General features: G+C 69.4%; 4 protein-coding genes. 1 reads left to right on the forward strand and 3 read right to left on the reverse strand.

The features are described 5' to 3' along the window. Genes E0H45_RS34685 through E0H45_RS34695 form a run of 3 tightly spaced genes read right to left on the reverse strand, consistent with a single transcriptional unit; the run spans position 1 to position 12,926 of the window. Positions 1-12,225, reverse strand: a complete 12,225-nt coding sequence (locus E0H45_RS34685; RefSeq protein WP_131345302.1) for a hypothetical protein — start codon at positions 12,223-12,225, stop codon at positions 1-3. A gap of 1 nt (position 12,226) precedes the next feature. Then, on the reverse strand, positions 12,227-12,604 hold the full coding sequence (locus E0H45_RS34690) for a hypothetical protein (RefSeq protein ID WP_131345304.1): 378 nt from the start codon (positions 12,602-12,604) through the stop codon (positions 12,227-12,229). Continuing rightward, a complete protein-coding gene (locus tag E0H45_RS34695; RefSeq protein ID WP_202872655.1) occupies positions 12,597-12,926 on the reverse strand; it encodes a YbaB/EbfC family nucleoid-associated protein in 330 nt (109 codons plus the stop codon). The genes E0H45_RS34690 and E0H45_RS34695 overlap by 8 nt, the downstream gene beginning before the upstream one ends. A 110-nt stretch (positions 12,927-13,036) precedes the next feature. Between E0H45_RS34695 and mycP the strand changes: the two genes are divergently transcribed. Next, positions 13,037-14,230, forward strand: a complete 1,194-nt coding sequence (gene mycP / locus E0H45_RS34700) for a type VII secretion-associated serine protease mycosin (RefSeq protein WP_131345306.1) — start codon at positions 13,037-13,039, stop codon at positions 14,228-14,230. The last annotated feature ends 44 nt before the right edge of the window (positions 14,231-14,274 follow it).

Raw genomic sequence — 14,274 nt, forward strand, 5'->3', positions numbered from 1 at the left:
CTAGCTGGCTCCCGAGGGATTGGGGGGTGGGATGCTGCCGGCGGTGTGGAGGTTGCCTTCGGTCTCCGTCGGCGGCGGTGGCGGCGTGGAGGACTTGCCGCGGAGGGCGTCGTACTCGTGGCGGAACATCGTCAGGTACGCCGTTCCATGGGAGGAACCGGTGTCCGTCGAAGCGACCTGGAAGCCGCCGTTCCGGTCGAGGCGGCGATCCTCGTAGCGCAGGTGGTAGTCCACGTCGACCTTCACCGTGACGACCTGGCCGCGTTCGTTCATCGTCGTCTCGTTGCGGTTGCCGGTGCTGTCCGAACTCTTCTCGCCGACCTGTTCGCCGCTGGACAGACCGCCCTGGATCCCGGCCGGGTTCGACCCGCTCAGCGACCGGGACGCCGGCAGCAGCCTGTTGCTCTTCGTCGTCAGTTGCGTGATCCGTTGCTGCCGGTCGATCTGGCCGAGTTGCGCGTCCCCCTCGGCCACCAACTGCACGTTGGACAACTTGGCCCGGACCTGGACGGCGACCACGCGCGATCGGCGACCCGGCACCGGCAACTGCACCATCGTGTGGCCTTCCGGCGAGGCGATCCGCTCGAACGCGGCCAGTCGCGTGGCGGCGGACATCATGTTCTCCAGGGCGGTCCGGTGGACGCGAGCGCCTTCCGCGGTGAGCATGTCCGGCTTCCCGAGCCTGCTGTGGACGGTCGTGAACAGCTTGCGGGCGATCGTCCCTTCGACGACCGTCCCGCGCGGGAGCGCGACCTCTTCCGTGTCGGCGGCCTCCGGCATCGGAGCGTTGACCACCGACGCCGGAACGAGCAGCGTCATCTCACCGGTCAGGGTGCGCGTCGTGGCCTCGTTGACCTGAATGGTGATCCGGTAGCCGCGAGACACCCGCGTGGTCAGATTCCAGTAGGCGCGCGTCATCCGGGTGTTCTGCTCCGTGCTTGATGCGGTCGTCGACGTACCGAGGTCCGTCCCGACCCCCGCCGTACCCGATCCGACTTCACCGAGCGCGCCGCCGACCTGGGGGTTGTACGTCGTGGCGGCTGTGACGCTGCGGCCCTCCTCGCGGAAGTCGTAGGTATGGAAGATGTTGGACGCGTTCTCCTTACCGCCGGCGCCCGGTACGCCGTCGATCCTGATCGGGCCGACGTACTCCAGCTTGATTCGCAGCCTTTCCTGCCGACCGTCACCCGTCGGGTACTCGGTCACGAAACCACTTTCACTGAGCAGGTTGTCGACATGCCCGTGCCCACGCCGCCCAGCGAGGTCCCCGCGCAGGCCGCTTGCCAGCACCGGGTCGTCGAGGGCCTCCGGCGCACTGTCGTCGACGGCGGCGAGGGCCTCGCGGTACAGATCGGTTTCGTTGCCGTCCGGGTCCTGCAGAGACATCTGGTCGATCACTCCGGCGCCCATCGTGGTGTCGTAGAAGTCGGGTAGCCGCACAATCGACCCGCGCTCGATCAGCTCTTCGGCCGTGGGCATCACGGCGTCGAGCAAGGAGACCAACCCAGCCCGGTGCTGCCGAATCCGGTCCAGCCACCAGTTCATCCGCAAGAGCGTGACCGTCTCGCGCAGCATCGATTCCAACCGTTCGTGCTGAACGGGGTCCGTTTGCCGGCGGGCGAGCGCCAACACAGTTCGCGACGGAAGGTCCAGTTCGCCGTCGAGCAGGCGCTCGATGGCTTCGTTCACCTTCGCGGTCGGGAGGTCGAGCTTTCCCAGTCCGTACAGCCGCAGTGCGTCCCGTTCCGGCAGCGTCAGCATGACCGCGCCGCTGCGCACTTCAGCCGCACGCGGCTCCGCGCCGACAGCCCGCAGCTCCGCGACAACCCCGAGGTCGGCCCAGAACTGGTAGTGCTCGCCGTCGCGGATCGCGAGCCGTTCCACGCCGCCGATCTGCGTCTCGGTGCTGCTCGTCGACCGGTCCTTCGAGCGGCTCCCGCTGAGCGAACCGCCGTACGACGACCCGTCCGTCCCGACCGCGCCGGTACCGCCGCCGAGGCCGAACGTGCCGCTGGTCGAGGATCCGGTGGTGATCGTCGAGCTGCCCAGGGTCAGGTTGATCTCGCCGTTCACCGGGTGTCCGGAGCCGACGTACCTGAGGTTCAGCAGCGTCGTGTCGACCGTCAACCGTGCTCGGCCGGTGGTCACACCGCGCTGGGTCAACGCCTGGTCGACGTTCGACGGCGCGGGGGTGACCAGCAGGCTGGTCTGGTACGGCGCGGTGAGCAACTCGGGGCGCGCCGCCAGGTTACGCGGGTTCAGGAACGCACTCAGGTGGTGCAGCGCGGAGCTGTCGCCGCGGGCGAGCTGTGGCAGCTTGGCGGTCAGCCGCCCCACCAGATCGCCGACGTCGACTGCCTGGAAGGTTGCCGACTGCAACAAGAACGGGTCGACCTTGCCCTCGATCGCCAGCGTCGGCTCGGTGTCGTCACGCCGGCAGAACTCGCTGTCGATCGAGAGCCGGGCGGTGCCGTCGACGGTGACGATCGGCTTGGATTCGTGGCCGACCTCGGTGATGACGATGGTGTGCGGTACTTCGAAGACCGCGACCGGCGCAGTGCTCTCGGTCAGCGAGACACGGTTCACCGTACTTCCGGTCGCCCAGCTGATGAACCGGCCGAGCGAGGAGCGTCCGTAGCTCGGAGTGATCTCCGGCGTCGGGCCTTCCTCGCCCGACCGAGGCTTGTCACTGAAGCCGAATTTGGCCTGCCAGGGAAGACTTCTGGACCGTCCGCCGGACCGGCTGGTGGTGTTCGAGCCGATGTCGAGGTTGACCACGGTCTCGCCGGTGGAGAGCCCGAGGAACTTGGCCTCGCCGGTGTACGACCGGAGCCTGATCCGGTACGTGTGCTGCTCCGGCGGGAAACCGGTGCGGTGCCGGTCGAGACGGAGCACGATGCCTTCCTGGGCGGCCGGATCGTAGCCGGTCTCCAGGCGGTGCCGGGCCAGTTGCTGACCGACGCGTTCGAGGTTCGCGAGCTGGCTGGCGGCCAGGGCCGGGTCCTTCCCGCCGAGCTCGCCGTTCGGGATCAGGCCCTTCGCGGACAGGTGCTCGAGGAACTCCTGCAGAGCCTCGTCGGCGCCGCTGAGCTCCTGCACGAGAGCGGGTCCCGCACCACGGATCGGCTGCCGGCCCTCCTGGTCCCGGTACGGTCCCTCCTCGACGTGGCGCCAGCCCCTGTGCATCCACACCGGGAGCCCGATGGCCTTGTCGGTCGGCTGCGGGTCGCCACGCAGCAGTTGCCGCCCGTCCACGCCGTACCTTGGTTGTCCGTCCTGGTCGCGGACAATTGCCGACGACGGGACCGGGAGTCCGTAGCGGTACGCGTCGTTCTCGGGCATCCGCAGTACGGCGTCACCGGCGGACGTCAGCGTGAACTTGCCGGCCTGGTCGACGCGATGGATGGTGAGGCGGTGCTCCAGGCGCAGCTTCATGCCGACGGTCGGCTGCATGCGTTGCACGCTCGGATGGATCGCGGTGTCGCCGGTGTTCACCGAGGTGTCGTGACCTGCGTTCAGGCCGGCCTTTCCACTCGGTCCGAGGTCCCAGGACGACGTACCCAGGTCCTGCGTTGCCGTCGGGCTGTATCCCGCCGAGACCGAGAACGAGTCGCCGGCCGAGAACGTCTCGCCGCCCGACGTACCCGAGAAGCCGACCCGCAGTCGCTCGACCTTGTGGTCCTTCGAGCTGTCGCCGAGCAACGTGGCCTGCTCCCACACCGCGACCGTCTCGAGTTGGGCGTACGCGACCGCGCGACCGTCGCTGGTGATGATCCGGGTGAGACCGCCCGGACGGGTCGTCTCGGCCAGCCGGCCCGGCGCGTCCTCGGTGAGCAGGCCACGCAGCTGGTCATGCCCGACCCGGTCGAGCGAACCAAGCCGTTGCCTGAGGCCCGCAATCGCCTGGTCGGCCAGCTCACTCAGGCCGTCGACCCGGGTGGCGACGTGTTCCGGCAGGTCGGTACGGCGTTCGTCCGACGGGATACTCACGGTTTCCTTGGGCGCGCCGACCGTGTAAGCGTGGCTGATGCCGAGCTCGAGGGTCGCGGTGTCTTTGGTCGTACCGCCGGCGACCACGTGCCGCGCGGACCAGGAGCCGACGGCGGACGTCCGCATCCGCCACGACCAACTGGGGCGCGACGAGCGGAAGCGGAGGAGCTCGCCTTGGATGACCTCGACGGCACCCGGCAGCCCGTACTCCGTCGCGCCGCCCGTGACGCTCAGACCGACGTTCTTCGAGTACTCGACACTCGGCGAGATCAGCGCCGCGACCTTCAGTGGGTTCGTGTCCGGCAATGCCGACAGGAATGGAGCGAGCTTCAGGCCGCCGTTGGTGCCGACCGTCTGGGTCGTGGTCGTAGCGACGCTGTAGCCACCCTGCACCAACTGGCCGAGCTGCGCCTCCTCGATCAGCACCGGGTTGTCCAGGACCTCTCGGAGCTCGCTCGGATCGAGGGTGAGCTCGAACTGCGTCAGCTCGGTGACATCCGCTCTTGGATCGTTGCCCACGGTCAGGACGAGTCCGCCGGGTGACAGCAGCCGCCGAGTCTCCGCGCGCAGGGTGCGGTGCAGCAGCTCCGGCGTGAAGCGGAACACCTTGTTTTGTTGGGCTAGCGCCTCATTTAGCTCGTTCGTCAGGGCAGTTAGGTGTGGTAACTGGCCGGAGACCGTGGCGGTTTGCAGGACGTCCTTCGGCGGCAGGCTCTCCGCGCGCCGCTGCTCGTACAGGTCGTCCTGTTTCCTGGCTGCCTGGAGCGTTGCGTGGCTCGGGTTGTCGCGGTAAGCCTGCCAGGCCTGGCATGCCTGGTCGGCTTGCTCCGCGGCCGTCGTACATGCCTCCGCGATCGCCGTGTGGCGGGCGGATTTGGCGAGCTCGTCCGTCGCCTTCGCCTCGTCCATCGCGGCTGCGTCGGCCTCGGCCTTCGCTGCGCTCTCGGTGCGGGCGGCGGCTCGGGTGGTGAGTTCGGTCTGCTGTTGCTGGAGGGCGTTCGGCCGCAGTTCGGCGTACGTCGGCCAGTCGAGCGGGGGTCGTTCTGGCTGGAACAGGCTGGTCGGGACGGCTCGCGCTTGGTCGGCGGTCAGGCTGCGGTGGAAGTCGACCCGTGCCGCGAGCGCGCGGGCGTCCGCGGTGCTGCGGGACGGCGTACGGCGATGTTCCTCGGCGAACACGAGGTCGGCGGCGATGTCGAGCAGGCCGCGGCCGGTGACGGCGTGGGACTGGATCTGCGCCAGCGAGAACGGGCCGTAGCGGCCGTTGGTGGCCTGGTGGATCTTCGCGGCGATCAGGGCCGCGTTCTCCGCGTCGACACTCGGCTCGTGGTGGCGGCCGGGTGCCCAGGTCAGGTCGGTCAGGTTGCGGGTGTGGATCGGGTCGTTGTGCAGGATCGAAGCGCTGACCGGGCGACCCTCGGGACCGTCGGGTCGGGTGTGTGGATCGAGGCCGGCCTTGTGCATGGCGTCGGCGTACTGCGTGAACGTCGTGGAGATGCGGACGAGGACCTCGGTGAGCTGGTGGAGTTCGGTCGGGACGCCGGCGTCGTACCGCTGCAGGAGGCGTTGGCGTTCGGCGTCGAGGTCGGCCAGGCGTGCCTTGAGCTCGGGGATCGTGGCGCGGTTCTGGTCGAGCTCGGCGGCGATGCGCTGCTCGACGGTGGCTGCCTTGGCGTGCATTCGGCGCCGCAGGTACTTCGCGTAGAGGTTGACGGGTTGGACGGCACCGGCCGCGGCGGCGACCTCGAGGTACGTCGGGTCGAGGTGGAGGCTGTGCGCCACCAGAGCGGCCACACCGACCCCGACTCCGGCGATCGCGGCCTGCCGACGCCTGTTCGTGGTCGCCTCACCGTCGGACCGGTGGGCCTCGGCGTACCGGCTGATGATGGTGCGGGCCGGCCAGGCGAGGGCACTGCCGGTGAGGACCGTTGCGGCGAGACCGATCTGGCCATGCCCGGCGAGTACCGCTGCGGACACCGCGCCGGCGGGGAGGGTCTGCAGGAACCTGAAGGACAGGTCCGCGGGCATGCTCGGCAGCGACCGTACGCCGTTGTCGACGGACCGGTTGATCCGCTTGACGAGACTCGGCTCCAGCTCGGCGACCGCGGACGCGAGGTCATGCGGGAGGGCAGCCCGGAGGTTGTCATGAGCAACAACTCCGAGAGCGTCGGCCAGCTCGGCAAACTGCCGTGCTGCCGTACTGCGTTGAAACCAGGAGCGCCCGTTGTCGCACTGATCGAGCAGGCTACGAAGCTTGGCGAACGCATCCGCGACGGACTGCTGATCGGCCGCGGCGATCTGCCCCGCGAAGTCGTCCGCAGTCATCCTGCCGAACGCAACCGCCAGGTCAGCACCGTGCCAGTTGACGAACTGCCGGAACAGCGGCAGCTCGCGCAGCACCGCCTGCTGGCTCGCCGAGAGCCCCGACTCCACCGTCGGCTGGTCGGCGAAGTGCTGGAAAAGCCTGTGCACAAAGCGATCCACGGCCGGATCGGACGCATGCGACTGCGTGGGTTCAATGCTCGGCAGTCGCGTCGGACGGGAGGAGGCCGGCTCGGTCAGCTGGTCTTCCCGCTGATCGATTTCCTCCGCCAGCCAAGCGCGGACGGCGTTCCGGGGCAGAACGGCCCGAACCCGTTGCCGGAGGCCGCGCGGCAGCGGCGGGACACCAAGACGCCGCCCTTCGAGCTTGTTCAGCTGCCGCAGAACGTGCCCCAGTTCCCTGCGCAAGCGGTACGACGACTCGCCCCGCTCCAGCCGGTCGACCAGGTACCCGACCTCAGCGCGCCGAGCAGCTCGAGCCTGATCAACCTCCGACTCGCCACGGTACGCCGACAACACACCAGCAACCGCGTGCGCGACCGCACGTCCAACCACCTCGTCACTGGCCTGCGGTGACAGCGTGATCTGGGCCCAGTCCGTCGCTCCGGCGGTCCGTTCCCACCGGACCGGCCCGCTGTCGGCGAAGATGCCAGACACCTCGAGCGTGACGGCGAGCCGCTGCCCGTCCTCCAACCTGACCGTGATCCGCTCCCCGTCGATCGCCACATCACGCGCTTCCCCACGAACAGCCGCAACCGCCGCAACGATCTGCGGCACGGCGCCCCGCGCCGCAGCCCGAACCGCAGCCCGGTCCGGCATCCGACGCCCGTCACCACGAAAGTCACTGCGAACGATCCTGCTGGCCCGACCGGGACGGACCCGGCGATCACGAGAAGTGTCGTCGCCGGCCGTGCGCTTCACGTTGTCGATCGCAGCCTGCAGCAGCCGGTCGCTGAGCACCTCGACCGGCAATGACTCGAGTCCGCGGGAACTGACCGGATGGATGTTTCCGCGCTCGTCGACAGCCAGCTGCAGATCGGCGGGAGGACGGTGGCCGAGAGCCCGCAACCGGCGTACGTAGTCGTGCAGTTGCAGGACGGTGTCGAGCGTGATCGCTTCCGTGTGTACGGCGGGATCAACATCCTCCACGGCGAACCCGACGTACCGGGTGCCGTCGATCTCGGTCGTGACCAGTCCGACAGGTACCGGGCCATAGCCGGTGCGGGCGGCCACGTACGCATGCTCGAGCTCCGCGACGGCGCGGTCGCGCGCTTCCGGGGTGTCGGGGTAGAGCTCTGCCGATGGATGGTTCGGGATCGCCGTCGCCCAGTCGTACGACGGTTGTTGCAGGTCTTCCCGTGCTGCCGGTGCTTTGCGGACCGGTCCGGATGGAGTGAAGGTGCGGTTCGGGACACCGTCGGCGGCCCAGGCGATCCAGGCGTCGATGATCTCGAGCGGGTCGGTGTTGGCGCGGGTGAAGATGTCCAGGTTCACACCGGCTGGCGCGGCGGGCAGTTCGGTGGGCAGTGGGCGGATGCGGCCGACGTCGTACGCCCAGAAGCGGCCGTCGGGGTCGATGCCGAACTGCAGGTCGGTGATGACCAGGTTGTTCGTCAGGAAGAACGCGCGGATCGCCAGCAGGCTGTCCAGGCTTGCCTGCGTCGGCTGGAGAACCTGAGGACCGTTGAAGTCCGGGATGCTCGCCCAGATGTCGCGGCTGATGGTCGGGAACCGGCCGGCCACGAACGCGTCGCGCTCGAACACGGTGGTGTAGCGCAGCGGGGCGATGACTTCGTCCGCGCCAGGCTTGGTGAGCAGGTCACGCGTTCGGCCGAGTTGCTTGAAGAACGACACCTCGATCGTCGGGTGCGCGATCAGGACGACCTGGTCGTAGAACGCGAACGCGGCCTTCGATCCACCGATACCGAGCAGGCGGCCGAGATGCGGTTCGAGGTCCTCGATCACCACGCCGTCCGGGTTCTCCGGCGTACGCAGGACGATCGTGTCGTCGGGGCCGAACTCGACTGTTCCCTCGCGCTGGAGGGTGGCGTCCGCTGTCGGGTGCAGGACCTGCCAGCCGTCCGTCGTACGAACCGTGATGTCGAGGCCCATGATGTTGGCGAGATTCTGGGCGAGGTGCGGTGAGGTTCCGGGTGGGAGGTCGAGCGCGATCGACACGTTCCGGTACAGGTCGGTCATCACCGCGAGGTGGTGCGGGGTGAGCCGAGCGCCTTCGATCTCGAAGTGGTTGTCGTCGACGGCGCTGACGAGGAAGCGCTTGACCACGCCGCCCGTGTGCGCCGGCAGGGCGGCGGCGAGAGCCTGCTCGTCGGGCGTGCCGCTCACGAGGTCGTCGTACGACGTCTCGACGAGGCCCGCACTGAACGGCGCGAGACCGCCCCCGTCGTACCGATTCTGCCGAGCCGGCCGAATCCGCGAGATGTTCGGCCCGGGACGGTCCGTGCGAGACCGAGGCGCGTCGGGGCGATCGGCGCGGGACCGGGGCGACGGGGCGTGCTGGTGCTGCGGGCGGTGCTCGCGGATGGACCGCACGAGGGCGCGCACGATCTTGTACAGCGGCTCGAGGCGATGGTCGCGGCGAGCCTGCTCGAGGGTCTCGTTGCTGATGGCACCGATCCTCGCGAAGATCGCGCCGAGGCGAGTGGAGAGCAGCCCGTTCCAGGCTTGGCGGAGGCGCGTGGGGACACCACCTTCGGCGAGTCGGGCGAGGAACTCCTCGGCGCGGACGTCGGACGGCTGGTCGGCGTACAACTCATCGGTGTCCGCCGAGAGGTCCGGATCGAGCACGCGGAGCTCGTCGACGGCGGCGAGCACCTCGGCACGCACCTCCGGGCTGAACAGCTTCCAGCCGAAGTGGCCCACCACCTCGTGCCAGACCGATGCCGCAACATCGTCGGCCGAGGAGTGGTCCTTGGCGGACAGGTAGACGGCGCCAACCCCGCCTTCCATCCGGAAGTACCCCGGCCGCGGGCCGCGGCTCCGCTCGATCCCGTGGTCCCGCGCCAACGCGTCGGTGTCCTCGCCGACCACGATCTTCAGATCGATCCCCCGCGGCAACCGCATCCGCCGCCACACCACATCCACTGCCTGTTGCACCGCGTCGACGCTCAGCCCGCCGCGGTTGACCGACGTACCTTGCAGACGCGCGCGACCGGAGTCCTCCTCCGCGGCTCGGCGCGCGTTCTCGACAGCGGCGTCGATCAGCTGACGACGGATGTCGTCGGCCTCCAGGCTGAAACCGTAGTCGGCATGAGCGATCTTCCGGTACTGCGGATCGTCGAGAACCTGCTGGACATCGGCGAGGTCGATCACCCGCAGGTTCCCGGTCTCGGGGTCGATCAGAGGTTGCAGTTCGCCGTGCGAGTGGTGGTCGCCTGCGAGCAGGCGTTGCAGGTACTCGTGCAGCTGCAACACGGTGTCGAACGTCACCGCCCGGCGGGCGCGCTCGACCTCGGCGCGCGCCGCTGGTTCCGTCGGATGCGGAGAGTGCACCATCGCACCAGGCACCCGGCCCATCGCCATGCCGACGTACGACTTGCCGTTGATGGTTGCCCGGACCAGGCCGTACGGCGTCGGCCCGTAGCCGGTTTGTGCCGCGGCGACGAGACCCTTGAACTCGGCGGCGAGCTCCAGCCGGTGACTCTCGCCGTCAGGGACCAGCTTGACGATCCATTCGGCGCCGTCGCGCCGGATCGAGTAGACGCCGGCGTGCTCGTCGAGGTTGACCAGCTTTCCGCGCCGACCGCTGGTGCTCAGCTTCTCCGGCAGTGCCTGTAGCTCCTTCAGATCGGTGGCATCGGCCCACGTGTACGACGCCCACTGGCTCACGTCCGTGGTCTCCGGCGATCCGGCGATCCGGGCGCCGAGTTCGACCGCGCGGCCGAAGAGCTGCTCGTAGCGATCCCACCGGGCGACCTCGGCGAGCAGTTGCGCGGAGTCGAGCTCACGGAGCCCCGGACTGTCCAGCAACGGCTGCAGACCTTCGATCCGTGCCGGGTCGCCGTTGGTCACCCGCACGATCGCCTCGGCGACACGGAGACGGTCGGCCTCGGACAGGCCCTGGTACGCCGGAGCACTCCGCAACGCCTCCGGTACGACGTCATCCGCACGCCCCCTACGCGCCCGACCAGTCGGCGTACTCACGTCCGGCGTACTCGGCGCGATCGGTGTGCCCGGCGTACTTGGTGTGAGCGGGGCGGTGGTGGTCGGGGTGGGGGCTGGGGTGGTCTGGGCGAGTTGAGGCGTTGGGGGGTCGGCGGCGGTTGGGTCGGCTTGCGGGGTGAGGGTCTGGGAGGCGCCGGGTGTGGGTGAGTGGGGCGCGGCTTGGGCGGTGGGGGCGGCTTCGGCGGTGGGGGCGTGGGGTTGATGGGTTTCTGGGGCCGGTTGTTGGGTGTCTGCGGTTCGGGGTTGGGCGTTCGGGGTCTGGTGTTCGGCTTGTGCGGTCTGGGGTTGCGCCTCGGGCGTTTGGGACTGGGCTTCCGCGGCTTCTTCTTCGGTGGGGGTGTCGGGGTTGTTGTTGTCGGGTGGGGTGGTGGAGCGCGTGGACTGTTTGGCGGAGTCTCGGCGGGCTGCTTGGTCTTGGTCAGTGGCGGTTGCGGTGCGGGTCGCCTGGGTGTTGGTGGTCTGGGTGGTGGCTGCCTGGTTGGGGATCGCAGCGACGGCGGGGGTTACGGAGGATTGCTCGACCTGACTCGTGGCGGACGATGCCGCGTTCGCAGTCGCGTTAGAGGTCGGATTGGAGGTCGAGGGGCTGCCGGACGTCGCGGGAGCACCTTGGTCGACCGGCAGGCTCGGGACGTGCCCGCCGCCGTCGGGGCCAGGCGGGTTGCCGCCGGGAACAGCAGAGATGATCTTGTTGCCGACCCACTCGCCGGCCTTCTCGCCGACGCGTTCGAGCGGGCCGTGGACGTCGCTCGGGGTCGAGTTGCGGACGGCGCCGTGCGCACCGGCGATCAAGGCGTCCTCCAGCTTCGGGTTGTGCCACCCCTCGCCGTATCCCCACGCGGTCAGCGAGCTGGCCAACGGCGACGTGACGGCGTTGTTCGCGAACGTCCGCCCGATCTTCCCCAGCCCCGGAACCTTGGCCAGTCCCTTCCCGAGACCGTGCGACAGCGGTACGCCGACCACGGCGCCGGTCGCCGTCATCGCCGTACCGCGCCAGTCCCAGTCATGGGTGGTGACGAAGTGGTTGTCGTCGTCCATCACCGGCTTGCCGTTGTCGTCGACGACGAGTCGCCGGTCCTGGCCGGTCAGGTCGCCCCACAAGCCGGCCAGCGTGTGCGGGATGACCTCGTCGGCGAGCTCGGCGCCCACGAGGCCGAGCACCTTCGGCACCATCTGGCGGCTGAACACGAACTTGCCGGTCTGCTGGGCCGCGTTCGCCACCATCTCGGCGACCATCTTCGCCTGCAGCTTCTTCGCTTCCCGGTTGACCAGCTTCTTCAACAGCGTGAGGAGCAGCCGTTTGACGCCTTCCTGCCCGAGCTTGCGGATCAGCGTTCCCATGATCGGCCCGAGGCCGGCCAGGATCGTGATCCAGCTGACGATGCCGATGATCAGCAGCTCGCGCTTCGTCCGCACGATGGTGTCCCCCATCGTCCGGAGGAACTCGGCCAGGTGCGTCGCGCCGTCGGCCAACGCCGCCGGGCCCTGCAGGTCCTTGTTGCGCGCGTACCGCTTCAGGAATCCTTCGAGTGCGGCCCCTGCCTCCCCGTGGTACGCCGACCCGAAACCGGTCGCCGCAGCGTCGATCTGACCGGGCAGTGTCTCGCACAGGTACTTCGCGCACAGGTCGTACTGGTCGGCCAGCGCGTAGAGCTTGTCCTCGTCGGCCTGCGGCTCGTAACCACCTTCCAGGATCGCCTTCAGCCATCCCGGCAGATGCAGTCCCACTTCAGGTGCCGTCGGCCGGCGTCATCGCCCAACCTGTCGGCGTCTGGGTGAGCCCGAGGTCGGCCGCCCGTACCTGCTGGGACGCGTCGCCGTCGGTGGCTTTGATGTTCTCCCCGCAGGACGACATCTGGTCGCCACGACCGATCAGGTGTTCCCCGATCGCCTTGCCGAAGTCGTCGAAGGTATCGGCATGGCTGTTCACCCAGCCGTCGGTGATCTGCTTGCCGTAGTCGTCATGACCGGCCGCTGCTTCGATCACCTCCTTGGTCAGCGCGCCCAGCAGCCGGTACGTCTCCCGGCCGGCCTCCGCTCCGACGGTGCGGCAGACGTCCGCTGCCCGGGCCACTCCGAGGTAGTCGACCTGGATCCGGTCAGTCATCGAGGTGCTCCTGGAAGGCGTCGTACGCCGTTTGCATCCTGGCGGCCGCGGCGGCGTGGGCCTGCCCGAGGGTGGCGAGGATCGTCGCGGCCAGTGCGCGCGGGTCTTCGGTGCGGTAGATGCCGGGGTCGAACTCCATCTCGCGGACGTCGCCGCGTCCGGTCACGGTGACCTTGACGAGACGGTCGGGCGAGACCGCCGTCGCGACCGTCTCGTCGAAGGCGCGATCCAGCGCGTCGGTCGCGGCAGTCAACTCGTCGAGCCCGCTGTTCAGGCCTAACGCAGCTAGTTCCTTGCCCAGGTTGAGATTCGGCATCTCCATGGGAACACCTCCGACTCCTAGCGTCGGCGGTCGGTGGCATCGTGGTCAGTCCTTGGCCACAAGGGGTCAGAACCCGTGGCCCGATCGGGCCGCGCCGTACGGTCCGGATCGTGAAGCCTGTCAGAGCAGCAGCCGCGGCCGCCGTACTCGGTGCGCTGGCCGCCACCGCGACCCCCGCGTCGGCGACGCCGCCGGCCGGGCAGTGCCAGACCGCAGAGGCCGGCGGGCAGCCGGTCACCAAGATGCCCTGGGCAACCACCTGGCTGGCGCCGGAACGCGCCTGGCCGGTCAGCACCGGCCGCGGCGTGACGGTCGCCGTCATCGACTCCGGCGTCGACGCCGATCATCCGCAGCTGCGCGAACCCGGCGCGGTCCTGCCCGGCAAGGACGTCCTGACGCCGGGCGACAAACGTGCGAACTTCGACTGCGTCTCGCACGGTACGGCGGTGGCGAGCATCATCGCCGCGCGACCGCTGCCCGGGACCGGGTTCCGCGGCGTCGCCCCGGGCGCACGCATCCTGCCGATCCGGGTCAGCGAACGCGACGCGAGCGAGCAGCAGGGCGCGGCGGTGGACGCGACCGTGTTCGCCGGCGCGATCCGGTACGCCGTCGACGCGGGCGCGACCGTCATCAACATCTCGCTGTCCCTGTACGCCGACCAGAAACCGGTCCGCGAGGCCGTGCGGTACGCCCAGCGCCACGACGCTCTGATCGTCGCGGCGGCCGGCAACGCCCACGCCCAGCAGGGACCGGATCCCGTGACCTACCCGGCGGCGTACCCGGGTGTGCTGGGTGTCGGCGCCATGACGATCGACGGCTCGCGACTCCCGAGTTCGCAGGTCGGGCCGTACGTCGACATCACCGCGCCGGGCGGCGGCGTACTGGCCGCGACCCGCGTCCGCGGTCACCGTTACTACGACGGCACGAGCTTCGCGACGGGTTTCGTCAGCGGTACGGCGGCCCTTGTCCGCGCAGCCGATCCGAGGCTGCCCGCCACCGAAGTCGCGGCCCGGCTGATCGCCACCGCTACCCCGGCGTCCGGGCCGGCCGATCAGTACGGCGCCGGCGTGGTGAACCCGTACCGGGCCGTCCAGGACGTTCTCAGTACGACGAAGCCTGCGGTACTGCCGCCTGTCCGGCCGTCGACCGTCGATCCGGCCGCGGAACGTCGTACGGCTGCCTGGAACCTTGCGGGCCGCGAAGGGCGGCGGATCGCCGTACTGGCAGGGATCTGCGCGTTGCTGGTGGTGATCGCCGCGGTCGTCGTACCGCTCGGCCGCCGTCGCGGCTGGCGGGCCGGCTGACGAAATGACAGGAGCCCGGCCCCTCGATCAACAGGGGCCGGGCT

The sequence above is a fragment of the Kribbella soli genome (genome assembly GCF_004331345.1).
GTDB classification, from domain to species: domain Bacteria; phylum Actinomycetota; class Actinomycetes; order Propionibacteriales; family Kribbellaceae; genus Kribbella; species Kribbella soli.

What these genes read in the sequence shown, in the direction of transcription:
- E0H45_RS34695 (WP_202872655.1), bottom strand. Translation starts at nt 12,926, where the DNA reads ATGGAGATGCCGAATCTCAACCTGGGCAAGGAACTAGCTGCGTTAGGC.
- E0H45_RS34690 (WP_131345304.1), bottom strand. Translation starts at nt 12,604, where the DNA reads ATGACTGACCGGATCCAGGTCGACTACCTCGGAGTGGCCCGGGCAGCG.